Raw genomic sequence first — 22,087 nt, 5'->3', positions numbered from 1 at the left:
TACTGATGAACACGTCCGACCGCATCCTGTTCCTGCTGAAGACGCGCGGACCGAAGACGGCGCAGCAACTGGCCGAGTTGCTGGAACTGACGTCGATGGGCGCGCGGCGCCATCTCGAGGCGGCCGAGGAAAAAGGCCTCGTGGCATTCGAGGACGTTGCCGAGAAAGTGGGCCGCCCGGCGCGCCGCTGGCTGCTCACGGAAGCCGGCCATGCGCGTTTCCCGGACCGCCACGCCGATCTCACCGTCGCGCTGATCGACCAGGTGCGCACGCTGTTCGGCGACGAAGGCCTCGACAAGCTGATCGTCTCGCGCGAAGCCGCCAGCGAAGCGTTTTATCGCGACACCATCGGCACCGCCGCGGCGCTGCCCGAGCGGGTGGCCGCGCTGGCCCAGGCGCGCGACGTGGAAGGCTATATGGCCGAGGTGGAAGCGCAGCCGGACGGTAGCCTGTTGCTCGTCGAAAACCACTGCCCGATCTGCGCCGCCGCCCGCAGCTGCCAGCAATTCTGCCGCTCCGAGCTCGACGTCTTCCAGCGCGTACTCGGCCCCGCCTGCCAGGTCGAACGCACCGAACACCAGCTCGCCGGCGCCCGCCGCTGCGCCTACCGCATCGTACCCCTCCCCGAACCCCGGTGGCTTGATGGGGGTTTCGCGGAGCATGCTCGGCGCCCATGAAGCGGTGATGGCGTGCACGCCATCACTCCTCCCAGGCACCCGGTTTTTTGAAACATTTCTCGGAAACCGGTGCCTGTCACCGGTTGCTGTTATATAGCGACCGATTTCTCCGTCGTGGTGTACAGTAGCAAAAACACAACGGAGGTCAACATGCCACTGGAAGAAGAAGAGCGCCGCAAGTTCGTGGCGGAAGTCTGGAAACGCTTCGAGGAAGTGCAGAACTGGGCGATCGCCAACTGGCCGGATACGGAGCACCGGCTGTCCACCAGCGATTTCGTCGAAGGACGCAAGGAAATCCTCGGCCTGGGCCTGCCGCCCGACCAGAAGCTCAAGCAGGAGCCACAGTCAGCGCCGGAGCCGGAGCAGGGCGGCCCGCAATACCTGGACGTGACGCCCGCTCCATGGCCGTGATGGTCAATAGCGCTGGGCGGGCAACCAGCACAACAGGCTGACCAGCAAACAGCCCCGCGGTTTCCTTCTCTCTTACCGCAGGTGGGCTGGGCTGGATCAGACGCGTTGCGCGGGCAACCAGCACAGCAGGCTTACCACTAGACAGCCCCGCAGTTTCCTTCTTCTTACCGCAGGTGGGCTGGGCTGGATCAGACGCGTTGCGCGGGCAACCAGCACAGCAGGCTTACCACTAGACAGCCCAGCACACCGCAAGCCAGCTTGAACGCGCTGTCGAACAGCAGCGGCGCGACGAGCCCGGATACCAGCGCGAACAAGGTCATCTGGATGAACGATTGCATCGATGCCGCCAGCCCGCTGTTGTGCGGGAACAGGTTCATCGCCAGCAGCGACAGCGGCGGCATGGCCAGCGCCAGCGCCAGCGAGTAGAAGAACAGCGGCAGCACGGCCCACGGCACCTCGGCCGTGAAGAAATACGTGTAGGCCACATTGGCCACCGCCGCCAGCGCCATGCCGGCATAGCTGATCCAGATGAGCTCTACCTGGGAGTACGAGCGCGCCAGCTTGCCCGACAGCGCCGATCCCACCACCATGCCCGCCACCAGCGGAATGAACAGCCAGCCGAAAGCCGTCTCCGGCAGGTGCAGGATGTTCATGATGAAGTAGGCGGCCGAGCCGATGTACAGCGCGAAACCGCCGAAGGCCACGCCCAGCGCGGCCGACAGCAGCAGGAAGCGCGGGTTGCGCAGCACCTTCAGGTAGTTGCCGGCGATGAGCTTGACCTCGAACGGGTGCCGCTTCTCGCGCGGCAGGCTCTCCGGCAGCCAGCGCCACACGGCGAACAGCATCAGCACGCCGAACAGGGCGAGGAACCAGAAGATCGAGCGCCAGCCCAGCGATACCTGCAACCAGCCTCCCAGGATCGGCGCCAGCGCGGGCGCCAGGCCGAACACCATCATGATGTGGCCGAGGATGCGTTGCGCGTCGGCGCCCTCGAAGCGGTCCTGCACGATCGCGCGGCCCACCACTGTGCCGGCGCCCGACGACAAGCCCTGGAGCACGCGGCAGATGAGCAGGAATCCGAGCGATCCCGCCAGCGCGCCGCCCACCGAGGCCGCGATGTACAGCACCAGCGAGAACAGGATGACGGGGCGGCGGCCCAGCGTATCCGACAGCGTGCCGTAGAACAGCATCATGAGCGCGAAGCAGAACAGGAACAGCGACAGCGTCTGCTGGATCGCGATCGGCGTGGCGCCGAACTCCTGCGCGATGGCGGGGAACGAGGGCAGGTAGGTATCGATGGCCAGCGGCCCCACCATCGTCAGGCCGGCCAACAGCAGCGTCAGCAGAATATTCATGGAGAGAGTATCGTTATTGTTTTTGGGGCGCATATTGTACGCCAGCCGCATTTCGCCTGCCGGGGCCGCTTCCGTTCACAGACGTGCTCGTTCATTCTCATATCGATATGAACTTATTGCATAACCGGCCAGGCGCGGATGCTCGTAGAATGCGCGTGCGCGCAGCCTGCGCACCACATGAGTAGAGAAGAACATGACAATCGATACCTTCGACGGCACCGGCGTGAAGCCGGCCCATTGGGACCTGGATGCCGTGGTCGCCGCACTGCGCGTTTCGCGCGAGGCCACGCACAACATCCGCCACCAGCGCCGCGTGCGCGAACTGCCTTCGCGCGAGGCGCTGACCACCATCGTCAACGGCCTGTCGGCCGTGCTCTTCCCCACGCACTACGGCCGGCCGAACCTGACGGACGAGAGCATCGATTACTTCGTCGGCGACACGCTGAACACCACGCTGAACCGCCTCACCGAGCAGGTGCGGCGCGGCCTGCAATTCGCCGACGATGCCGAGCTGACGGAAGAGACGCTCACGCACAAGGCACACGAGATCACGCGCGCGTTCGCGGCCAGCCTGCCGGACATCCGCGCATTGCTCGTGTCCGACGTGCAGGCCGCCTATGCCGGCGACCCGGCCGCTACCTCGATCGCCGAGATCATGCTGTGCTATCCCGGCACGATCGCCATCCTGCACTATCGGCTTGCGCACCAGTTGCACAAGCTCGGCTCGCCGTTCATCGCGCGCATGATCTGCGACATCAGCCATACGCTGACGGGCATCGACATCCACCCGGCCGCGCAGATCGGCGCCAGCTTCTTCATCGACCACGGCACCGGCGTGGTGATCGGCGAAACGGCGATCCTGGGCGAGCGCGTACGGCTTTACCAGCACGTCACCCTCGGCGCGAAACGCTTCCCGGCCGATGAGTCGGGCATGTTGATCAAGGGCACGCCGCGCCACCCGATCGTCGAGGACGACGTGGTGATCTACGCCGGCGCCACCGTGCTGGGCCGCATCACGATCGGCGCCGGCTCCACCATCGGCGGCAATGTGTGGCTCACGCAGAGCGTGCCGCCGAACAGCAATGTATCGCAGGCGCAGAACCGCAGCGATTGATCATTCCGGCATCTCGCCGTCCCGCAACGCCAGGTCGCCGCGCTCGAACGCGGCGAGCACGTCCTTGGCGGCGGCCAGGTCGCGCTCGTGCACGAGCACGCGGGCGCCGCCCAGCGCGGGCGAGATCAGCTGGTCCACTTGCGAGTGGTGCTCGTCCATGACGGCGGCGCGGATGCCGGCCGCCTCCAGGCAGCCGCGCAGCACGTGCGCCTGCACGGGGTCGAGGCAACGGGCCGCGATCGCGTAGTCATCCTTGATGTCGGTGTCCATGGGCGTCTCCTGTTTCGGCCGCTTTTGATGGATTATGGCCGACCGGAACAGGGAAGGGCGCCCCGCTGGCTCTACAATGCGTGGGCGGCGTACAGCTCGTCCAGGATGCGGCCCTTCAATGCCGCCTGTCCCGGATCGTCGCGGCGGCGCGGGCCCGGCGGCGGCGTGTACGTGGCGCGCAGGGCGCCGCCGTCGAGCAGCACGATCCGGTCGCTGAGGAACAGGGCCTCGTCGAGGTCGTGCGTCACCATCAGGATCGTCAGAGCGTGCTCGCGCGCCACGCGTCGCAGCAGGTCCTGCAGCCGGATGCGGGTGAAGGCATCGACGGCCGAGAAGGGCTCGTCCAGCAGCAGCACGCGCGGGCGGTTGAACAGGCCGCGCGCGATCGCGGCGCGCTGCGCCTGCCCGCCGGACAGCTGGCGGGGAAGGCGCTCGCCCAAGCCGTCGAGGCCCACGTCGGCCAGCAGCGGCGCCGGGTCGGCAGCGCCGCCGAAGGCCACGTTCTGCGCCACCGTCAGCCAGGGGAACAGCCGCGGTTCCTGGAAAATCAGGCCGATGTCGGCCGACACGCCGTCGAGCGCCTTGCCGTCGAGCGTGACGCGCCCTTGCCAATCGCGGTCCAGCCCCGCCACGATGGTCAGCAGGCTGCTCTTGCCGCTGCCGCTGGCGCCGATCAGCGACACGAATTCGCCTTCAGCCAGCCGCAGCCGCAGGTCGCGCAGCACGACGCGGTCGCCGAAGGCCTTGCGCTGCACGTAAATGTCGAGAACCGGCGTTGCCACGATGCTCATGCCGCCCTCGCCAGGTCGTCGCGCCACGCCAGCAGCCGGGTCTCCAGGCGGCGCATCAGGGTGTCGCTGGCCTTGCCCAGCAGTGCCAGCAGCAGGATCGCCGCCAGCACGATGTCGGCGCGGCCCGTTTCGCGGCCATCGCTGAGCAGATAACCCAGCCCCTTGCTGGCGGCGATCAGCTCGGCCGCCACCATGAACATCCAGGCCAGCGACAGGCCGTTGCGCAAACCCGTCATCAGCGACGGCAGCGCGGCCGGCAGCAGTACCCGCCGCGCCAGCGCCGCGCCGCTCAGGCGGTAGAGCCTTCCCACCTCGACCAGCTTGCGGTCCACGCCGGCGATGCCCGAGGCGGCACCCATGTAGACGGGGAAGAAGGCGCCAATCGCGATCAGCACGAGCTTGGGCGCCTCGTCAATCCCCAGCCACAGCAGGAGGAGCGGCACCCAGGCCAGCGAGGGCACCGCGCGCAGCGCCTGGAACGTGGGATCGAGCAGGGTGGCGATCCGCGCGTCCAACCCCACCGCCGCGCCCACCGCGATGCCCAGCAGCCCGCCCGCCGCGTAGCCGGCGATGACGCGCAGCGAACTGGCGAGCACATGCCACAGCAAGTCCGCCTGCGCCAGCTGCGCCAGCGTGCCGGCAAGCTCGGAGGGCGGCGGCAGCAGGTGCGCGGGCACGGCGCCGGAGCGCACCAGTGCTTCGACGCCGGCGAGCGCCAGGGCCGGCACCAGCAAGCCCCAGGCCCGATGCGGCCGCGTGCGCGGGCGCGGCGCGGCCGGTGCCGGCGCGGGCGGCGCCGTGTCGTCGGCGGGCCGTGCGCCCACCAGCTCGATGGTCGAATGCAGCACGGGCGGCGCCATCGTCAAGCCTTCGTCAGCGCGCGGGCGAAGCGGGTGTCGACCAGCTCGTCAATCGTCTTGTCCAGGTTCGTGCCCGGCTTCACCAGCGCTTCCTGCTGCAGGATCGGCGCGGCCTGCCGCAGTGCGGCCACGTGCTCGTCGCCCGGCTGCGGCTGCGAGAAATCGGTGCGCAGCTTTACCTGCAGCAGCGCCACCGGCAACGAGACCTTCGCTTCCTCGGACAGGATGCGGGCCGCCTCGGAAGGATGGGCGATGATCCACTTGCGCGCCCGCTCATATGCGGCCAGCACGCGCGATACTTCTTCCGGCCGCTGCGCGAGGAACGCCTCGCGCACGTTCAGGAAGCCATAGGTGTTGAACGCCACGTTCCGGTAGACCAGCCGCGCGCCGCCTTCCAGCTCGCTGGCCGCCATGTGCGGATCGAGCCCGGCCCAGGCATCGACCCGGCCCTGCTCCAGCGCGGTGCGCCCGTCGGCATGCTGCAGGGCCACGTGTTCGATATCGCCGCGCTTCAGGCCGGCCTGCTTCAGGGAGCGCAGCAGGAACAGGTAGGGATCGGTGCCCTTCGTGGCCGCCACCTTCTTGCCCTTCAGGTCGGCCACCGAGCGGATCGGTGAATCCTTGCGCACCACGAGAGCCGTCCATTCCGGGCGCGAGTAGATATAGGGCGTGCGGATCGGATTGCCGTTCGCGCGCGCCAGCAGCGCCGCCAGGCCGGCCGAGGAACCGATGTCGATGCTGTTGCCGTTCAGGTACTCGAGCGCCCGGTTGCTGCCGGCCGACAGCACCCATTTCACCTCGGTGCCCGCCGGCTTGAACGCTTCCTCCAGCCAGCCGAAGCGTTTCAAGACGAGGCTCGGCGGCGAGTAATACGCGTAATCGAGCCGCAGCTCCTTCAACGGGGCGGCGGCGCGCGCCAGCGAGGGGATGGCCACGGCCGCGGCGGCACCGGCCATGGATTTCAACAAAGTACGGCGTTGCATCGTGTTCTTCCTTCGATTCTTATTTTGCGGCTTCCAGCGCGAGCTGGTAATCCGTCTTGGCATAGTCGGCAAAGTGCCGGTTGGTGACGGCCAGGAATTCGCGCGAGCGGTAGGCGGCGGCGATATCCCTGGCGAACTGCTTGTCCTTGTCGGCCGTCTTCACGGCGACCAGGTTCACATAGTTGGGCGAGATCTTTTCCGTCTTGAGCGCGTCGCGCAGCTTCAGGCCCGAGGCCAGCGCATAGTTCCCGTTGACGAAGGAGTAGTCGGTATCCTGCAGGGAGCGGGGCAGCTGGGCCGCCTCCAGCGGGACGAGCCGGATCTTCTTCACGTTCTGCGCCACGTCGCGCTCGGAAGCGCGCACCGGATCGACACCCGGCCGCAGCCTGATCCAGCCCAGCTGCTCCAGCATCACGAGAGCGCGCGCCTGGTTGGTCGGGTCGTTCGGCAGCGCGACGGTGCTGCCTTCCTTCACCTCGGCAAGGCTCCTGTGCTTCTTGCTGTAGATGGCGATCGGCGCGGTCGGCACCGTCACCAGGGGCGCGATGGCCAGCTTGTGCTCCGTGGCGAACTTGTTCAGGTAGACCACGTGCTGGAACACGTTGGCATCGAGCGAGCCTTCGGCCAGCGCGAAGTTGGGCTGGATATAGTCGTTGAATTCGACCAGCTTCACCTTGTAGCCCTGGCGCTCCAGGATCGGCTTGATGCCCAGCTTTACCTGGTCGGCATACGGGCCGGCGCTGGTGCCGATCACCAGTTCCTTCGGCTCCTTCGCGTGGGCCCCCAGCGAAGCGAGCAGCAGCGCGAACAGCAGCGCACGTCTTTGAAAGGTCATTGATAACACTCCTAGCGTTTGTCGAGGCGGCGCGCGAGGCGGCCGCCGGTGAATTGAATCAGTTGCACGATCAGCACCAGCAGCACCACGGTGGCGATCATCATCTCGGTCTCGAAGCGGTAGTAGCCGTAGCGGATGGCCAGGTCGCCGATGCCGCCGCCGCCCACCACGCCGGCCACGGCCGAATAGGACAGGAAGCTGATCGCGAGCACCGTCAGCGCGAGCACGAGGCCCGAACGCGCTTCCACCAGCAGCACGCGCAACACGATCTGCAGCTCGCTGGCGCCCATCGCGTGGGCCGCCTCGATCACGCCGCGCGGCACCTCGCGCAGGTTCTGTTCGACCAGCCGGGCGAAATAGGGGATGGCGGCGCAGGACAGCGGCACGCTGGCCGCCAGCGGCCCGATCGAGGTGCCGGCGATGAGGCGCGTGAGCGGCACCAGCGCCACCAGCAGGATGATGAACGGGAACGAGCGCACGGTATTGACGAACCAGCCCAGCACCGCGGCCGCGAAGCGGTTTTGCAGCGGCTGGCCGCGCGAGACGAGGAACAGCAGCACGCCCAGCGGGCCACCCAGCAGCACGGCGGCCGAGAGGCCGATGGCCAGCATCGTCAGCGTCTGCCCCAGCGCCGTCCACAGCTCGGGCAACAGATCCAGCCATTGTTGTTCAGGCATGGAGGCTCTCCCGGCTGGACGCATTGAACAGGCCAAGCAGCTCGCGGCCCAGCGCCGTGACCGCCTGGGGAGCATGGGGCCGTACGATTTCGGCCACCGCGCCATCCTCGATCACGGCCACGCGCTGGCACAGCGCGGCCAGCACGTCGAGCTCGTGGCTGACGATCACGATCGTCACGGCCAGCCGCGCGTTCACGTCGGCGAGCGTGGCCAGGATGCTGCGGGTGGTCTCGGCATCGAGGGCGGACGTGGGTTCGTCGCACAGCAGCACGGCCGGGCCGCTGGCCAGCGCGCGGGCGATCGCCACGCGCTGGCGCTGGCCGCCGGAAAGTTCAGCCGGGTAGGCGCCCGGCTTGTCTTCCAGGTGCACCAGCGCCAGGCAATCGGCCACGCGCCGCGCGATGTCGTCACGCGAACGGCCGCCGTGGATCTTCAGGGGAAAGGCCACGTTGTCGGCCACCGTGGCGTTCTGGAGCAGGTTGAAACCCTGGAAGATCATGCCGATGTTCTGGCGGGCCGCGCGCAGCGCGCGCTTGTCCAGGCGCGTGAGTTCCTGGCCGTCGACGGTGACCGTGCCGGCGTCCGGGCGTTCCAGCAGGTTGAACAGGCGCAGCAGCGTGGACTTGCCGGCGCCGCTGCGGCCGGCGATGCCGAAGATCTCGCCGGCGGCGATATCGAGCGATACGTCGCGCACGGCGGCCACGCGGCCACCGAAGGATTTCGATACGTTGCGCAGCCGGATCAGCGGACCGGCCGCCGGCAGGCCATGAATGGCATTCATCGCGTTCAATCAGGAATAGGGAGTGGGTTCGGGCAGCGTGCCGGACAGCGCATAGCGGCCCAGGTCACGGTACTTGTAGTCGACCGGGTCGTGCAGCGTGTGCACGCGGGCATTGCGCCAGTAGCGGTCCAGGCCGAAACGGGCCGACGTGGAACGGGCGCCCGTCAGCTCGAACAGCTGGCTGCCGATCTCGATGGCGGCGCGGTGCGCCAGCACCTTCGCCTCGGCACCGGCGATCGCGAGCTCGCCGCGCTCGCGCGCCGTCACGTCGCTCCCCAGCCGGAATACGCGCTCCAGTTCGCGCCCCGCGTGGTCGGCCAGCACCACGGCCGGGCGCAGCAGCGTCCACAGCTCGCCGTAGCGGTGCTGCACGAACGGGTCGTCCACGGCGCGCTCCACGCTTGAGGCGAACCAGGGCCGCGCCTCGCTGGCGGTATATTCGCGCGCCGCGTCGAACGCCCCTTCGGCGATGCCCAGGTACAGGTTCGTCATGATCAGTTGGGCGACCTGCGAGCGCACGGTGGACAGCGGGGTAGCGGCCTGGCCGGGTTGCTGCAGCACGAGGCCGATCGGCAGCAGTGTGCCGTGGAATTGCACGGTGCCGCTGTCGGTCTGCTTCTGGCCGAACGCGTCCCAGTCGGCGCGCACGTCCACGCCGTCCGCCCCTGTCGGCAGCACGCCGATCAGCGACGTCTGGGTGCTCTGGTGCCAGGCGGAGATCGTCAGCCAGTCCGAGCCCACCGAACCGGAGGCGAAGCTCTTGGTGCCGTTCAGCAGGTAGCCGCCCTTGGCGTCGGCCGCGACCAGCCGGCGATCCAGCGGGTTCAGCGCATTTCCCCAGAACAGTTTGTCGTCCACGGTCGCGTGCAGCAGGTGGCGTTGCTGTTGCTGCGTGCCGTAGAGCTGGATGCCGGCCAGCTGCAGGTGGTGGAAGGCGAACACGTGGGCTAGCGCGCTGTCGGCGCGGGCCAGGATGCGCACGGCCAGCAGGGTGGTGTCCCAGCCGGCGCCCTGGCCGCCGAAGTCCGTGGGGATCGACAGCGTGAGCAGGCCGGAGGCACGGATCAACTGGCGTTCGTGGCGCGCGTGGCCGCCGGCGGCATCGCGGGCGACGGCGGTGGCGGCGAGTTCCTCGGCCAGCGACGCGGCAATGGCCAGCGGGTCCGTCTGCCGCAGGGCGGGTTCTGGTGCGTTCATGGATGGTCCCGAGAGTGAAGACCCGCGCAGTATTGCGCCCGGCCCAAGCAACAGTCCACGAAGAAAACCACGCATCCATATGCGGGAAAATCATGCTTAAAAAATCACATATCGAAGTGCGAAAGCATTCGTTCTTTAATGGGTGACCGTGCCTTAGCCTTGCAGGCACTGAACTGTCATAACAAGGCGAACACCATGAGCATCCTTCTGATTTCCGGCAGCCCCGCGGTCCCGTCCACGTCCAGCCGGCTCCTGCATCACATCGGCGACAAGCTGGCCGTGCATGGCCACCGCAGCACCCGGCTGAACGTGCGCGACCTGCCCGCCCAGGCCCTGCTGGCGGCCGACGCGACCAATCCCGTGCTGCAGGCGGCGCTGGCCGAAGTCGCCGAAGCGCAAGCAGTGATCGTCGCCACACCCGTATACAAGGCAGCCTATTCGGGCGTCCTGAAAGCCTTCCTGGACCTGCTGCCGCAAAACGGCCTGGCCGGCAAGGTCGTGCTGCCGGTCGCCACGGGCGGCAGCCAGTCGCACCTGCTGGCCCTCGACTACGCGCTGCGCCCCGTGCTGCATGCGCTGGAAGCGGACCAGGTGCTGACCAGCATCTACGCCACCGCCCAGCAGGTGCAGTGGTCCGATCACGAAGGCGTGACGCTGGCACCGGAAATCGCCGCGCGCGTGGCGGCCGGCGTGGCCGCGCTGGACTGCGCGCTCGGTTACCGCCGCGCGGCCGGCGATGCGGCGCGCACACCCCAGGAACACGCTTTCGCGGCAAGGGCGGCAGCATGACGCAGCAAGGGAACCGCGCCGCCCGTCGCCGCACGCTGGGCCTGCTGGTAGCCACCGCCGTCGCGGGCGCATTCCAGCTCGCCCATGCGCAGGACAAGAAGGTCGTGCGCATCGGCTACCAGAAATACGGCACGCTCACGCTCCTCAAGGGCCGCGGCACGCTGGAAAAGCGCCTGGCGCCGCAGGGCGTGACGGTGCAGTGGACGGAATTCCCGGCCGGCCCGCAACTGCTCGAGGGCCTGAACGTGGGCTCGATCGATTTCGGCACCGTCGGCGAAGCGCCGCCCATCTTTGCCCAGGCGGCCGGCGCCAACCTGGTCTATGTCGGCAACGAGCCGCCGTCGCCGCACAGCGAGGCGATCGTCGTGCGGAAGGAGTCAAAGCTCCAGAGCGTGGCGCAGCTCAAGGGCAAGCGCGTGGCGCTGAACAAGGGCTCCAACGTGCACTACCTGCTGCTGCGCGCGCTGGAGCAGGCGGGCGTCGCGTACAAGGATATCCAGCCCGTGTACCTGCCGCCGGCAGATGCGCGCGCCGCATTCGAGCGCGGTTCCGTGGATGCCTGGGTGATCTGGGACCCGTTCTTCGCCGCGGCGCAGAAGCAGCTGGGCGCCCGCGTGCTCGTGGACGGCAAGGGCCTGGTGGCCAACCACCAGTTCTACCTGGCCTCGCGCGACTGGGCACGGCGCAATCCGGCCTTGCAGCAGGTGCTGCTGGAGGAGATCGCCAAGGTCGACGACTGGGGCCGCGACAACGCCAGGGAGGTATCGGCGATCCTGTCGGCGCAGACGGGACTCGACCCGAGCGTGGTCGAACTGGCCGCTTCGCGCTACAGCTATGGCGTGAAGCCCGTGTCGCCGGACGTGCTGCGCGAGCAGCAGAAGATCGCCGACGCTTTTGCCAAGCTGAAGTTGATCCCGAAACCCATCACCATCGCCGATGCCGTGCTGGCATCGGCCAAGTAAGCTCAATACGGAGTTGACATGTCGTTGAATTTGTTCTGGTTCATTCCCACCCACGGCGACAGCCGTTACCTGGGCACGTCGAAAGGCGCGCGCGCCGTCGATGCCGACTACCTCCGGCAGGTGGCCGTGGCGGCCGACACGCTGGGCTACGACGGCGTGCTGCTGCCCACCGGGCGCTCGTGCGAGGATGCCTGGGTAGTCGCGTCCTCGCTCATTCACGCGACGAAGAAGCTGAAATTCCTCGTCGCCGTCAGGCCGGGGCTATCCACCCCGGGCCTGGCGGTACGCATGGCTTCGACCTTCGACCGGCTGTCGAACGGCCGGCTGCTGATCAACGTGGTCACCGGCGGCGATCCCGCCGAACTGGCGGCGGACGGCCTGAGCGCCGACCACGCCACGCGCTACGAGATCTCGGATGAATTCATCCGCATCTGGCGCGGCGCGCTGTCCGGCGAGGGCGGCGACGCGGGCTTCGACTTCGAGGGCAAGCACCTGCAAGTGAAAGGCGCCAAGACGCTGTACCCGCCCGTGCAGAAACCGTATCCGCCGCTATACTTCGGCGGTTCGTCGGAAGCGGCACATGAACTGGCCGCCGAACAGATGGACGTGTACCTGACGTGGGGCGAGCCACCCGCCGCGGTGGCCGAGAAGATCGCCGACATCCGTTCGCGCGCCGCGGAACATGGCCGCACCGTGAAGTTCGGCATCCGCCTGCACGTGATCGTGCGCGAGACGAACGAAGAGGCGTGGCAGGCGGCCGAGAAGCTGATCTCGCACCTGGACGACGACGTGATCGCCAAGGCCCAGGCATCGTTCGCCCGCATGGATTCGGAAGGGCAGCGCCGCATGGCCGCGCTGCACGGCGGCCGGCGCGACAAGCTGGAAGTGTCGCCGAACCTGTGGGCCGGCGTGGGGCTGGTGCGCGGCGGAGCCGGCACGGCGCTGGTGGGCGATCCCGAAACGGTGGCCGCGCGCATCCGCGAATACGAGGCGCTGGGCATCGAGACCTTCATCTTCTCCGGCTATCCGCACCTGGAAGAGTCGTACCGCTTCGCGGAGCTCGTGTTCCCATTGCTGGGCAAAGGGAAGGGCCAGGGCGAAGTGTCGATCACGGGGCCGTTCGGCGAGGTGATGGCCACCGATATTGTGCCGAAGAAGGCGGCGTGACATGAATACCGCCGTCGCTACCAGCGTCACCGCCGCGCCGCGCTCGGGCGGCCTGACGCGCGCGAAGGCCGCGCTGGCGCCGTGGCTGCTGCCGATCGCGCTGCTGCTGGCGTGGGAAGTGTCGGCCCGCACGGGCTGGCTGTCGAGCCGCATCCTGCCCGAGCCGCTCGCCGTGGCGACGGCGTTCTGGACGCTCGCCGCCTCCGGCGAGCTGTGGGAACACCTGCGCACGAGCCTGTGGCGGGCCATGTCCGGCTTTGCCGCCGGCGCCGGCCTGGGCCTCGCGCTGGGCCTCCTGACGGGGAGCTTCCGCCGCGCCGAGACGCTGCTCGATACCACGCTGCAAATGGTGCGCAACATCCCGGCGCTGGCGCTGATTCCGCTCGTGATCCTGTGGTTCGGCATCGACGAGACCGCGAAACTGTTCCTGCTGGCCGTAGGCGTGTTCTTCCCCGTGTACCTGAACACGTTTCACGGCATCCGCGCCACGGATGCCGGGCTGATCGAGATGGCGAAGAGCTATGGCCTGAAGGGCTGGCCGCTGTACCGCGACGTGATCCTGCCGGGCGCGCTGCCGTCGATCCTCGTCGGCGTGCGCTTCTCGCTGGGCCTCGTATGGGTGCTCCTGATCGTGGCCGAGACGATTTCCGCCCAGGCGGGCATCGGCTACATGACGATGAATGCGCGCGAATTCCTGCAGACGGACGTGGTGCTGGTGGGGATCCTGCTGTACGCGATCCTCGGCAAGCTGGCCGACCTCGTCGCCCGCGCGCTGGAGCGCCGGCTACTGCGCTGGAACCCGAGTTATAGCTGAACCATCACTGAAAGACGAACATGCTGCACGCCACCTTACCCCTCGATAGCGAGCCCTTCGCCTTCACTCCCGAGCCGGCCGAGCCGTCGCCCGTGCGCCGGCCCTTGCGCCGGCAGGGCGTGGGCGTCCACCTGCAAGGCTTGACGAAATCGTTCGGCCAGCGCCGCGTGCTCGATGGCATCGGCCTGGAACTGAAGGCCGGCGAATTCGTCGCCATCGTGGGCCGCAGCGGCTGCGGCAAGAGCACGCTGCTGCGCGCGATCGCCGGGCTCGATCCCATCGACGATGGCCGCATCACCGTCGGCACGGCGGTGCGCCACGAAGAAGTGCCGCTGCGGATGATGTTCCAGGAAGCGCGGCTGTTGCCGTGGAAGACGGTGCTGGAAAACGTGGCGCTCGGCCTTCCGAATGGATTGCATGCGGCGGCCGGCGCGCTGGCTGCCGTAGGCCTGGCGGACCGCGCCGACGCGTGGCCCGCGCAACTGTCCGGCGGCCAGCGGCAGCGCGTGGCGCTCGCCCGCGCCCTCGTGCATGAACCGTCGCTGCTGCTGCTCGACGAGCCGCTCGGCGCCCTGGATGCGCTGACGCGCATCGAGATGCAGCAGCTGATCGAATCGCTGTGGCGCCAGCGCGGCTTCACCGCCGTGCTCGTCACGCACGATGTGCAGGAAGCGGTGGCGCTGGCCGACCGCGTGCTGCTGATCGAAGAGGGCCGCATCACCCTCGACCTCGCCATCGACCTGCCGCGCCCCCGCCACCGCGGCAACCCCGCCTTCGCCGCCCTCGAGGAAAAGCTGCTGGACCGCCTGCTGGCCCGCTGATCGCGTCGCAACTGCCGAGCTCGTGTCACCTTGGTGCCAGGCACCAGGGTGACACGAGCTCGACATTAACGCTTTGTTCAGTTCGTGGTCTCCGAGGAGTGCTGCCTTGCGAGGGGCAGCGTGACACGCCCTTACTGCTGAGCTTGTGTCCCTCGGTGCCTGGCACCAGGGTGACACGGGCTCATCCATTGCAGGGTGTTCCCCGGACGCGGGAGCGCCTTCTTTCCCCTTTGGCAGATACGCAATGGGTGCGTGGGCCGCTAAGATGCTCCCATTCCGGCGAGCATCACACTATCGATAATTTCGATAGCACAGCGGTAAATTTTCCGTTTTACACTCTTCCCGGGCGCGGACATAATGCCGCATCGATAACCCTATTGGAGAGAATACCCATGAAAAAACTGATCGCCCTCGTGCTGGCCGCCGGCTTTTCCAGCGTTGCCTTTGCTGCGCCGGAAACCTATGTGATCGACGACGCGCATACCTTCGCGCGCTTCTCGTACAGCCACCTGGGCTTCTCGACCCAGGAAAGCCGTTTCGACAAGACGAAAGGCAAGATCACGATCGACCGCGCCGCCAAGACCGGCTCGACGGAAATCACGATCGACACCAAGTCCGTCAACACGGGCAATGACCTGTTCAACAGCCACATCAAGGGCGCCGACTTCTTCGACGTCGAGAAATACCCCGCCATCACCTTCAAGTCGACCAAGTTCAACTTCAGCGGCGACGCGCTGGCGTCGGTGGACGGCAACCTGACCGTCAAGGGCGTGACCAAGCCGGTCACCCTGAAAGTGAATTCGTTCAAGTGCCAGCCGCACCCGATGGCGAAGAAGGATGCCTGCGGCGCCAACGCGACCGCCACGATCAAGCGTTCCGAGTTCAACGCCGGCAAGTACGCGCCGAACGTGAGCGATGAAGTCACGCTGACCATCGCCGTCGAAGCCATCAAGGAATAAGCGGCACGAGGCGGCAACTCCAGCCGCCAGCGGGCAGCGGTCGCCCGGCAAGTTTTCTGTAGTTTTACAAAGGAAGAAGCATGAAGCGACTGATGCTCGCTGCCGCAATCGCGGCGGCAGGGACCAACACATCCATGGCAACCGACCTGATCGTCACCAATGCAAAGGTGGCGACGATGGTCAGGGAAGGCCAGTTCGCCCAGGCCGTGGCGATCGACGGGGGCAAGATCACCGCCGTGGGCACGAATGCCCAGGTACTGAAGCGCAAGACGTCCGATACCCAGGTCATCGACGCAGGCGGGCGCACCGTCATCCCGGGCCTGAACGACTCCCACCTGCACATCATCCGCGAAGGCTTGAACTACAACGCCGAGCTGCGCTGGGACGGCGTCACCTCGCTCAAGCGCGCGCTGGCGATGTTGAAGGAGCAGGCCGCGCGCACGCCGCCGGGGCAATGGGTCAAGGTCGTCGGCGGATGGAACGAATACCAGTTCGAGGAAAAGCGCCTGCCCACGCTGGCCGAAATCAACGCAGCGGTGCCGGATAAGCCGGTCTTCCTGCTGTACCTGTACGGCCTGGGCTTCCTCAATCAGAAGGGCATCGAGACGCTCGGCTACGACGAGAACACGCAATACAAGGAAGGCGTCGTCGAGCTGGGCGCGGACGGCAAGCCCACCGGCCTGTTGATCGCCAAGCCGAACGCGCTGATCCTGTACTCCACGCTCGCCAAGACCGGCATGCTGCCGCGCGACCAGCAGCTGAACTCCACCTTGCAGTACTACCGCGAACTGAACCGCCTCGGCATCACCAGCGCGATCGATGCGGGTGGCGGGGGCCAGGCCTACCCGGACGACTACGCCGTCAGCCTGGAGCTGGCGAAGAACGGCAAGCTGACCGTGCGCACCTCGTACTACCTGTTCGCGCAAAAGCCCGGCAAGGAACTGGAAGACTACCAGCGCTGGCTGACGCAGACGAAGCCCGACAAGAACGACCACCTGTTCTACGCCAACGGCTACAACACCGAGGGCGGTGGCGAGAACCTGGTGTGGAGCGCGGCCGACTTCGAGAACTTCCTGGAGCCGCGCCCGGACATGCCGGAGCACATGGAAGGCGAGCTCGAAGCCGTGTTGAAACTGCTGGTGAAGAACCGCTGGCCGTTCCGCATCCACGCCACCTACGGCGAGTCCATCGAGCGCGACCTGGCCGTCATCGAGAAAGTCAACAAGGAAATCCCGCTGGACGGCCTGCGCTGGTTCTTCGACCACGCCGAAACGATTTCCGATGCGCAGCTGGCCCGCGTGAAAAAGCTGGGCGGCGGCGTGGCCGTTCAGAACCGCCTGTACTTCCAGGGGGAAGCCTACTGGAAGCGCTACGGCGCGCAGACGCGCCAGATGCCGCCGATCCGCACCATGCTGAAGATGGGCATCCCGGTCGGCCTGGGCACCGATGGCACCCGTGTTTCCAGCTATGGTCCATGGCCCTCGATCTACTGGGCCGTGACCGGCAAGACGGCCGGCGGCCTGCGGATCTGGCAGGAGGAGGACCGCCTGTCGCGTCATGAAGCCTTGCAGCTGATGACACGCGGCAGCGCCTGGATGAGCGGCGAGGAAAAGGTCAAGGGCACGCTGGCCGTGGGCCAGTACGCCGACCTGGTGATCCTCCCGCAGGATTACTTCACCATGTCGGAAGAGGGCATTCGTAACCTGGAAGCGGCGCTGACGATCGTCAACGGCAAGGTCGTGTATGCCGATGACACGTTCGGCAAGTACGCGGCACCGGCCCCGGCCGTGCTGCCCGAGTGGAGCCCAGTGAAGCATTACGGCGGCTACCAGAACAAATGAGCCAGGTGGAGGACAGGATGCTGAAGAAACTCATCGGTCCCTCCGCGCCGGACGCGGGCCTGCTGTTCGCCCGCCTGGCGGGCGCCGCGCTGCTGCTGTGGGTGCACGGCTTGCCGAAGCTGCTGCACTGGCAACAGGAGCTGGCGCGCATCGACGATCCGCTGCACCTGGGCCGCGGCCTGACGCTGGCGTGCGCGCTGTTCGCCGAGGTGCTGTGTCCGTTCCTGGTCGCTGCCGGGCTGTTCACGCGGCTGGCCTGCCTGCCCGTGCTGTTCCTGTTGCTGGTCTCGATGGTGCTGGTGCACGCCGACTGGAGCATCGAGCAGGGGCAGTTCGGCTGGCTGCTGGTGATTGTGTTCGGCACGATCGCGCTGGCCGGCGCGGGCCGCTGGTCGCTCGACCGCCGGCTTGCGGCGGCCTGACGGTCACAGCCAGCCCATCGCCCCGAGCAGCGCGCCGGCCGCCAGCAGCCACAGCAGGTGGATGCGGGTGCGCCAGATCAGCAGGGCGGCCGTCACCGATACCGCGTACAGCGGCCAGTCGGTGGCGAGGTTGCCGTTGGCGCTGCCGAGGATGATGCCGGTCGAGACGAGCATGGCGATCACCAGCGGCGCCATGCCCTGCTTGAAGGCGCGCACCAGGCGCAGCTCGCGGTTGCGGTGGGCCCAGCTGGCCGCCAGCAGCATCAGCACGCTGGAAGGAAGCAGGGCGCCGACCATCGTGACGATCACGCCCAGCACGGCAGCCGCATAGCTGCCCGCGTTCATGCCCACGTTCCACCCCATCAGCGCCACGAACAGCACGTTCGGGCCCGGCGCCGCCTGGGCGATCGCGATGGAATCGTTGAATTGCGCCTGCGTCAGCCAGCCGTGCTGTTCGACGAGGTAGCGGTGCATCTCCGCCGTGGTGGCAATCGTGCCGCCCACCGACATCAGCGAGATCACCAGGTAGTGGACGAACAGGTCCAGCCAGTCGTGCCACGCCAGCACAATCGGCATGATCGGCAATGGCTGGCCGCTCATGGCTTGAGCTTCCGCCACGTCAGCACGCAGCCGGTGCCGCCCAGCACGAGCAGGGCTGCGAGCATGGGCACCCGCAGCACCGCAAGCCCGATGACGCCGAGCGCCGCCAGCGGCAGCGTGACGGCCAGCGGCAGCGGGTGCTTGCGCAGCGTGGCGGCCATCTTGATGCCGGTGGCGGCGATCATGCCGGCCGCCACCGCGGCCATGCCGCGCAGGGCGCCGGCCACGCGCGGGTGGTCCGAGTAATGGGTGTAGACCGAGCCGACGGTGAGCACGACGAGGGCCGGCACCAGCAAGAGGCCCAGCAAGGCGGCCAGCGCGCCGCGCAAGCCGAAGAAGCGGTTGCCGATGACGAGCGACAGGTTGCAGACATTCGGGCCCGGCATCGTCTGCGCCACGGCCCACTCTTCCATGAAATCCTCTTGCGTCATCCAGCGCCGCCGTTCGACGATCTCGCGCTGCACGACGGGCAGCACGCCGCCGAAGCCCTGCAGGGCCAGCACGGTAAAGGCAATGAACAGTTCGGTGAGGGAACGCGGGCGGACGGGTGTTTCGGTCATGGGGCGCTATTATCCGCGCCCCCTTGCCCTGTGTCCACGCCGGGCACCACCGCGCCCGCTGTCAGCCCGCCTTCAGCCGCCGCCGATGCCCTCCTGGATGACACCGCTGCCGCCGCAATTCGGGCAGGACTTGCCGTCCGTCTGCTTGCCGCTGCCATGGCAGGCCGGGCATACGTCCTCGCCACTGCCTGGGGTGCCGGGTGCCGCTTCGTCGCCGGGATTCAATGGTTCGCTCATGGTGGTCTCCTTGGAAAGAGACCGCAGGATAGCCCCGATTCCCCGCGCGCACTGCGCGGCAGCTAACACTGCGGGGCCGCGCTGGCCTGCCGTTGCCTATCCTGGACAGCGCCGGGTCAAACCGCAGGGTTATGCACAAAAATTGAATAAAAGAATAACAGAGAAGATTTTTCGGCAGCCTGAAGAGGTTTCACCGATGGGCTCGCAAGTCCTTGATTTTATTGAGCGCCGGGTTTGCCTTTTGAACGGGCAGTTTAAGGAAAACGGCGTCATTACGGGCTGTTTGCGTTGTCAAGGGCGGCTTATCAACAAAGTTATCCCCAATCCGTGTGGATATTCGAAAAAAGGCTTCAGAATCCGCGACTTAGCACCAGGACTCAGGGCTAAGCCAACAATATGCCGGCATGTAGCCCGACATTGCCTGCAAGATGAATGCTGTATGCCTATACAGTTCCGTCCGCTTCCGGTGGCAGCTGCCCGGTCACCGTGAATTGCCCCGGTTCGGTTCCTGGCGCCACGTGCAAGCGCACCGGCACGGCCGAATCGCCCAAGCGGACTTCTCCGCTCCAGGTGCTTCCGGCGCGCACCGCGACATGGGCTTCCTCGGCAGGGCCGCGCACGGCGCGCAGCGCGGCCTCGGCACGCTCGATGCGCCGCTGCGCCTCGTACAGGCTGTGATAACCGCGCAGCGAGGCGATCACGGTGGTGAACAGCTTGCGGGTCGTCAAGTCGGTCTTGCACCAGAAATCGTTGATGTCGTAGTCCAGGATGATGCTGTGTTCCAGCGACTGGCCTGGTTGCCCGGTGCGCAGCACGATGCGCACCAGCGAATTGCCCAGTTCGTCTCGGACCCGCCGCGCGACCTTCAGGCCGGCATCCGCCGTTTCCATGATCACGTCCAGCAGCACGAGTGCCACGTCGTCATGGCTGCGCAGCACGGCCAAGGCTTCTTCCCCGCTGTACGCGTGCAGGAAGCACAGCCGGCGGCCCATGAAGTTCGCGTTGCTCAGAGAAAACTTGGTCACCACGTGCACGTCCACGTCGTCGTCGACGATCAGGACCTTCCATGGCACCGGCCCGGCATTTGCCTGCGGCTCGGGGGCGGGCATGTCGTCTTCTATCATCCAGCCGTTGCTGGCTTCATCGGTATCGGCTTGCATGATTCACTCTGCGCGGCTCGTTGTAAACGGTGGGGTGACACTATTCCTCGGCGGCATTTTTGTCAAAGGTCGGGCCTGACCCGAAGCGGGAGAGGAACCCTGCGGCCAGGGCCGAATTATTTTTTCACGGGCCCGCCGGCCTGCCGCCACTGGCCGCCGAACCAATCTGTAAGTGCTTGATTTTACTGACCTTGAATTTTGCCTCACAAATGGGCATTTTGTTGAAACCCGCGCCAGTACTGGCTCTCCGGCCTGTCAAGTCCCTCTTGTCCACATCGTTATCCACAACTGAAGTGGATAAGTGCAAAATAATCTTTAAAAACTGCCTCTTAGCAATTCGGCTTCGGGCCGTATCTCAGGTGCTGCACTCTTTCAACCTCTGCAATTCCCGCAAAAAACGTTCGCAGGCCAGGGCCGGCGGCCAGGGTTCCCAGGCCGTTCCGCCATACAGCGCGACCAGTGGATCGTCGCGCAGCGGCTGGACGCGGATTTTCAGCGTGCGGCGCACCTCGTCCGGTGTCCAGCCGACCACGTGGACCGCTTCGCTCGCGGCGGCCAGCCTGTCGGCGCGCTTGTGGGCCAGGTAGGCGGCGCTCGTCCACGCTGGCAGGCCGTAGCGGACGTAGATCGCCCTTTCAAGGCGCCGCGTCAGCTCGCGAAACGCCCCGCCCAGGAATGGTTTAAGGACGGAAATGCAGTCGAAGCCCAGCAAGCCTTCCTCGGCGTCGTGCAGCAGTTCGCGCAGCTCGGCTTCGGGGGTGGGGCGGGTCTTGGCAAGGCGGCGCAGTTGCAGCACCGTCAGCGAATGCTGGGCCACGGACAGGGGCAGCGGCCAGGCGGAGTGCCCGCCCCAGCGGTAGGTGCGGGCCAGGCCCAGCGCCAGGTCCGCGTCGTCCCAGTCGAATGGCGTGGGGTCGAGCAGGTCGAGGCGCCTGCCGGAGGGCATGCGCACCCAGGCGCGCGTTCCGGGTTTGGCTGCCGGCAGGGGAGCGGTGGCGATGTCCGCCCGGCGTGCCGGGCGCTCCGTCGTGGCATCCCCGTTCATGCCGTTCTGGTGGGATTGCATGGCGCTATCGTACCGCGTCCGGCGCAATAGGGCGAGCGGGCAAGATGAAACGTATCTCCAGCGCATCCTGCACGGCCAGCGCGCCGCCCATCACGGAAAACGGCGTGATGCCGAAATCGGTCTGCTTCAGCACCAGCGTGCCGCGCGCGGTAACGCCTTGCGCACTGGTGTCGAGTACCGTGGGAACGCTGTAGCTGCGCGTGACGCCATGCAGGGTGATGTCTGCCTGCAGTTGCCCCGGCTCGCCGGTGCGTCGCGCGCGCACCTCGACCAGCGGGTATTTTTCCGCGTCGAGCACCTTCGCCAGCATATTGACGCGGGTGCCGGCGATGGCATCGGGCGTAGGTTGTGTGGTCAGCCCCGCTTCCCGGCGCAGCGCCGTTTCGTCGACCGTCATCTCGTCGAGACGGAAACGCAGCACGGCCAGGCCGGCCGCCGGGTCGACGCGCCCGTCGATGCGGCGTACCGCCACCACGTGGTCGTGCCCGAGCCGGGCCAGGGCGCCCCCGCGCCGCACGGTGATGGCGATCAGCGCATCGTCGGCGATGCGCAGCATCGGGCCGCTCGAACGGCCCGCCAGCAAGGCTGCAAAGGGATCGGTGGCAGAAGGACCGGCGGGAGAAGCGGCCGGTGGAGGGGAAGAGGAAGGCGGCGCCGGCGGCTTGCCTGCGCAAGCGGCCAGCAGCAGCGCCGCAAGGCAGGAGGCCGCCGCCGCGCACCTCCCGCTGGTGCGGGGAG

General features: G+C 67.1%; 26 protein-coding genes. 11 read left to right on the top strand and 15 right to left on the bottom strand.

The features are described from left to right. Positions 1-5: 5 nt before the first annotated feature. The gene (locus V6Z91_RS27640) at positions 6-677 is read left to right on the top strand and encodes a metalloregulator ArsR/SmtB family transcription factor (protein WP_338763904.1); all 672 of its coding nucleotides are present in this window, start codon (positions 6-8) and stop codon (positions 675-677) included. 150 nt (positions 678-827) lie between these two features. Then, a complete protein-coding gene (locus V6Z91_RS27635; protein WP_338763901.1) occupies positions 828-1,088 on the top strand; it encodes a hypothetical protein in 261 nt (86 codons plus the stop codon). 188 nt (positions 1,089-1,276) lie between these two features. Here the strand turns inward: V6Z91_RS27635 and V6Z91_RS27630 are convergent, their stop codons facing one another. Next, positions 1,277-2,443, bottom strand: coding sequence for a multidrug effflux MFS transporter (locus V6Z91_RS27630; protein ID WP_338763898.1), 1,167 nt, complete (start codon positions 2,441-2,443; stop codon positions 1,277-1,279). Positions 2,444-2,636: 193 nt separating this feature from the next. Between V6Z91_RS27630 and epsC the strand changes: the two genes are divergently transcribed. Continuing rightward, positions 2,637-3,557 (top strand): serine O-acetyltransferase EpsC, encoded by a 921-nt coding sequence (gene epsC / locus V6Z91_RS27625; RefSeq protein WP_338763895.1) that lies wholly within the window; start codon positions 2,637-2,639, stop codon positions 3,555-3,557. On the opposite strand, the gene V6Z91_RS27620 is transcribed toward epsC, so the two are convergent. The 8 genes from V6Z91_RS27620 to V6Z91_RS27585 form a co-directional block, all read right to left on the bottom strand. Further along, positions 3,558-3,827 carry a DUF2007 domain-containing protein gene (locus V6Z91_RS27620; RefSeq protein ID WP_338763892.1) on the bottom strand — a complete coding sequence of 90 codons (270 nt, stop codon included), beginning with the start codon at positions 3,825-3,827 and terminating at the stop codon, positions 3,558-3,560. It lies immediately after the preceding gene. 71 nt (positions 3,828-3,898) lie between these two features. Next, complete coding sequence (locus V6Z91_RS27615) at positions 3,899-4,618, bottom strand: ABC transporter ATP-binding protein (protein ID WP_338763889.1); 720 nt, start codon at positions 4,616-4,618, stop codon at positions 3,899-3,901. After that, positions 4,615-5,466, bottom strand: coding sequence for an ABC transporter permease (locus tag V6Z91_RS27610; RefSeq protein ID WP_338763887.1), 852 nt, complete (start codon positions 5,464-5,466; stop codon positions 4,615-4,617). The genes V6Z91_RS27615 and V6Z91_RS27610 overlap by 4 nt, the downstream gene beginning before the upstream one ends. A 14-nt stretch (positions 5,467-5,480) precedes the next feature. Beyond that, positions 5,481-6,461, bottom strand: a complete 981-nt coding sequence (locus V6Z91_RS27605; RefSeq protein WP_338763884.1) for an aliphatic sulfonate ABC transporter substrate-binding protein — start codon at positions 6,459-6,461, stop codon at positions 5,481-5,483. Between the two features lie 19 nt (positions 6,462-6,480). Further along, the gene (locus V6Z91_RS27600; protein WP_338763882.1) at positions 6,481-7,296 is read right to left on the bottom strand and encodes a MetQ/NlpA family ABC transporter substrate-binding protein; all 816 of its coding nucleotides are present in this window, start codon (positions 7,294-7,296) and stop codon (positions 6,481-6,483) included. Between the two features lie 11 nt (positions 7,297-7,307). Then, positions 7,308-7,973: a methionine ABC transporter permease gene (locus V6Z91_RS27595; RefSeq protein ID WP_338763879.1), complete on the bottom strand. Its 666-nt coding sequence runs from the start codon at positions 7,971-7,973 to the stop codon at positions 7,308-7,310. Beyond that, positions 7,966-8,754 carry an ATP-binding cassette domain-containing protein gene (locus tag V6Z91_RS27590; RefSeq protein WP_338763876.1) on the bottom strand — a complete coding sequence of 263 codons (789 nt, stop codon included), beginning with the start codon at positions 8,752-8,754 and terminating at the stop codon, positions 7,966-7,968. Before V6Z91_RS27590 ends, V6Z91_RS27595 begins: the two co-directional genes overlap by 8 nt. Before the next feature lie 9 nt (positions 8,755-8,763). Continuing rightward, positions 8,764-9,951, bottom strand: a complete 1,188-nt coding sequence (locus V6Z91_RS27585) for an acyl-CoA dehydrogenase family protein (protein ID WP_338763873.1) — start codon at positions 9,949-9,951, stop codon at positions 8,764-8,766. Between the two features lie 195 nt (positions 9,952-10,146). Here V6Z91_RS27585 and ssuE point away from each other — a divergent pair, with 195 nt between their 5' ends. From ssuE to V6Z91_RS27545, 8 genes are all read left to right on the top strand, one after another. Continuing rightward, entirely contained in the window at positions 10,147-10,740 is a 594-nt protein-coding gene (gene ssuE / locus V6Z91_RS27580) for an NADPH-dependent FMN reductase (RefSeq protein WP_338763870.1), read from the top strand. Next, positions 10,737-11,702 carry a sulfonate ABC transporter substrate-binding protein gene (locus V6Z91_RS27575; protein ID WP_338763867.1) on the top strand — a complete coding sequence of 322 codons (966 nt, stop codon included), beginning with the start codon at positions 10,737-10,739 and terminating at the stop codon, positions 11,700-11,702. The genes ssuE and V6Z91_RS27575 overlap by 4 nt, the downstream gene beginning before the upstream one ends. A 24-nt stretch (positions 11,703-11,726) precedes the next feature. Next, positions 11,727-12,869, top strand: a complete 1,143-nt coding sequence (gene ssuD, locus V6Z91_RS27570; protein ID WP_338772088.1) for an FMNH2-dependent alkanesulfonate monooxygenase — start codon at positions 11,727-11,729, stop codon at positions 12,867-12,869. A 1-nt stretch (position 12,870) separates the two neighbouring features. Continuing rightward, complete coding sequence (gene ssuC, locus V6Z91_RS27565; protein ID WP_338763864.1) at positions 12,871-13,683, top strand: aliphatic sulfonate ABC transporter permease SsuC; 813 nt, start codon at positions 12,871-12,873, stop codon at positions 13,681-13,683. A 20-nt stretch (positions 13,684-13,703) separates the two neighbouring features. Beyond that, complete coding sequence (locus tag V6Z91_RS27560) at positions 13,704-14,504, top strand: ATP-binding cassette domain-containing protein (RefSeq protein WP_338763862.1); 801 nt, start codon at positions 13,704-13,706, stop codon at positions 14,502-14,504. A 392-nt stretch (positions 14,505-14,896) separates the two neighbouring features. Then, a complete protein-coding gene (locus V6Z91_RS27555; RefSeq protein ID WP_338763859.1) occupies positions 14,897-15,463 on the top strand; it encodes a YceI family protein in 567 nt (188 codons plus the stop codon). Positions 15,464-15,543: 80 nt separating this feature from the next. Next, positions 15,544-17,304, top strand: coding sequence for an amidohydrolase (locus V6Z91_RS27550; protein ID WP_338763856.1), 1,761 nt, complete (start codon positions 15,544-15,546; stop codon positions 17,302-17,304). Between the two features lie 17 nt (positions 17,305-17,321). Continuing rightward, positions 17,322-17,726: a DoxX family protein gene (locus V6Z91_RS27545; RefSeq protein ID WP_338763854.1), complete on the top strand. Its 405-nt coding sequence runs from the start codon at positions 17,322-17,324 to the stop codon at positions 17,724-17,726. 3 nt (positions 17,727-17,729) lie between these two features. On the opposite strand, the gene V6Z91_RS27540 is transcribed toward V6Z91_RS27545, so the two are convergent. The 6 genes from V6Z91_RS27540 to V6Z91_RS27515 all read right to left on the bottom strand — a co-directional run bounded on the left by V6Z91_RS27540 (position 17,730) and on the right by V6Z91_RS27515 (position 21,905). Beyond that, on the bottom strand, positions 17,730-18,326 hold the full coding sequence (locus tag V6Z91_RS27540) for a chromate transporter (RefSeq protein ID WP_338763852.1): 597 nt from the start codon (positions 18,324-18,326) through the stop codon (positions 17,730-17,732). Beyond that, positions 18,323-18,886: a chromate transporter gene (locus V6Z91_RS27535; protein WP_338763850.1), complete on the bottom strand. Its 564-nt coding sequence runs from the start codon at positions 18,884-18,886 to the stop codon at positions 18,323-18,325. The genes V6Z91_RS27540 and V6Z91_RS27535 overlap by 4 nt, the downstream gene beginning before the upstream one ends. Before the next feature lie 72 nt (positions 18,887-18,958). Beyond that, positions 18,959-19,123: a hypothetical protein gene (locus tag V6Z91_RS27530; RefSeq protein ID WP_338763848.1), complete on the bottom strand. Its 165-nt coding sequence runs from the start codon at positions 19,121-19,123 to the stop codon at positions 18,959-18,961. Between the two features lie 443 nt (positions 19,124-19,566). Beyond that, entirely contained in the window at positions 19,567-20,283 is a 717-nt protein-coding gene (locus V6Z91_RS27525; RefSeq protein ID WP_338763847.1) for a hypothetical protein, read from the bottom strand. Positions 20,284-20,638: 355 nt separating this feature from the next. Further along, positions 20,639-21,229, bottom strand: a complete 591-nt coding sequence (locus tag V6Z91_RS27520; RefSeq protein WP_338772086.1) for a phosphohydrolase — start codon at positions 21,227-21,229, stop codon at positions 20,639-20,641. 124 nt (positions 21,230-21,353) lie between these two features. Next, the gene (locus V6Z91_RS27515) at positions 21,354-21,905 is read right to left on the bottom strand and encodes a YceI family protein (RefSeq protein WP_338763844.1); all 552 of its coding nucleotides are present in this window, start codon (positions 21,903-21,905) and stop codon (positions 21,354-21,356) included. Between the last annotated feature and the right edge of the window lie 182 nt (positions 21,906-22,087).

It is taken from the genome of Massilia sp. METH4 (assembly GCF_037094685.1).
GTDB lineage: Bacteria > Pseudomonadota > Gammaproteobacteria > Burkholderiales > Burkholderiaceae_D > Rugamonas.
Note: the sequence above shows the minus strand (reverse complement) of the source record. Positions and strands in the feature narration are given on the sequence as shown.

Coding starts and splice junctions, on each gene's coding strand:
- V6Z91_RS27640 (WP_338763904.1), top strand. CDS start 6: ATGAACACGTCCGACCGCATCCTGTTCCTGCTGAAGACGCGCGGACCG.
- V6Z91_RS27635 (WP_338763901.1), top strand. CDS start 828: ATGCCACTGGAAGAAGAAGAGCGCCGCAAGTTCGTGGCGGAAGTCTGG.
- V6Z91_RS27630 (WP_338763898.1), bottom strand. CDS start 2,443: ATGAATATTCTGCTGACGCTGCTGTTGGCCGGCCTGACGATGGTGGGG.
- epsC (WP_338763895.1), top strand. CDS start 2,637: ATGACAATCGATACCTTCGACGGCACCGGCGTGAAGCCGGCCCATTGG.
- V6Z91_RS27620 (WP_338763892.1), bottom strand. CDS start 3,827: ATGGACACCGACATCAAGGATGACTACGCGATCGCGGCCCGTTGCCTC.
- V6Z91_RS27615 (WP_338763889.1), bottom strand. CDS start 4,618: ATGAGCATCGTGGCAACGCCGGTTCTCGACATTTACGTGCAGCGCAAG.
- V6Z91_RS27605 (WP_338763884.1), bottom strand. CDS start 6,461: ATGCAACGCCGTACTTTGTTGAAATCCATGGCCGGTGCCGCCGCGGCC.
- V6Z91_RS27600 (WP_338763882.1), bottom strand. CDS start 7,296: ATGACCTTTCAAAGACGTGCGCTGCTGTTCGCGCTGCTGCTCGCTTCG.
- V6Z91_RS27595 (WP_338763879.1), bottom strand. CDS start 7,973: ATGCCTGAACAACAATGGCTGGATCTGTTGCCCGAGCTGTGGACGGCG.
- V6Z91_RS27590 (WP_338763876.1), bottom strand. CDS start 8,754: ATGAATGCCATTCATGGCCTGCCGGCGGCCGGTCCGCTGATCCGGCTG.
- V6Z91_RS27585 (WP_338763873.1), bottom strand. CDS start 9,951: ATGAACGCACCAGAACCCGCCCTGCGGCAGACGGACCCGCTGGCCATT.
- ssuE (WP_338763870.1), top strand. CDS start 10,147: ATGAGCATCCTTCTGATTTCCGGCAGCCCCGCGGTCCCGTCCACGTCC.
- V6Z91_RS27575 (WP_338763867.1), top strand. CDS start 10,737: ATGACGCAGCAAGGGAACCGCGCCGCCCGTCGCCGCACGCTGGGCCTG.
- ssuC (WP_338763864.1), top strand. CDS start 12,871: ATGAATACCGCCGTCGCTACCAGCGTCACCGCCGCGCCGCGCTCGGGC.
- V6Z91_RS27560 (WP_338763862.1), top strand. CDS start 13,704: ATGCTGCACGCCACCTTACCCCTCGATAGCGAGCCCTTCGCCTTCACT.
- V6Z91_RS27555 (WP_338763859.1), top strand. CDS start 14,897: ATGAAAAAACTGATCGCCCTCGTGCTGGCCGCCGGCTTTTCCAGCGTT.
- V6Z91_RS27550 (WP_338763856.1), top strand. CDS start 15,544: ATGAAGCGACTGATGCTCGCTGCCGCAATCGCGGCGGCAGGGACCAAC.
- V6Z91_RS27545 (WP_338763854.1), top strand. CDS start 17,322: ATGCTGAAGAAACTCATCGGTCCCTCCGCGCCGGACGCGGGCCTGCTG.
- V6Z91_RS27540 (WP_338763852.1), bottom strand. CDS start 18,326: ATGAGCGGCCAGCCATTGCCGATCATGCCGATTGTGCTGGCGTGGCAC.
- V6Z91_RS27535 (WP_338763850.1), bottom strand. CDS start 18,886: ATGACCGAAACACCCGTCCGCCCGCGTTCCCTCACCGAACTGTTCATT.
- V6Z91_RS27530 (WP_338763848.1), bottom strand. CDS start 19,123: ATGAGCGAACCATTGAATCCCGGCGACGAAGCGGCACCCGGCACCCCA.
- V6Z91_RS27525 (WP_338763847.1), bottom strand. CDS start 20,283: ATGCAAGCCGATACCGATGAAGCCAGCAACGGCTGGATGATAGAAGAC.
- V6Z91_RS27520 (WP_338772086.1), bottom strand. CDS start 21,229: ATGCCCTCCGGCAGGCGCCTCGACCTGCTCGACCCCACGCCATTCGAC.
- V6Z91_RS27515 (WP_338763844.1), bottom strand. CDS start 21,905: ATGCTGCGCATCGCCGACGATGCGCTGATCGCCATCACCGTGCGGCGC.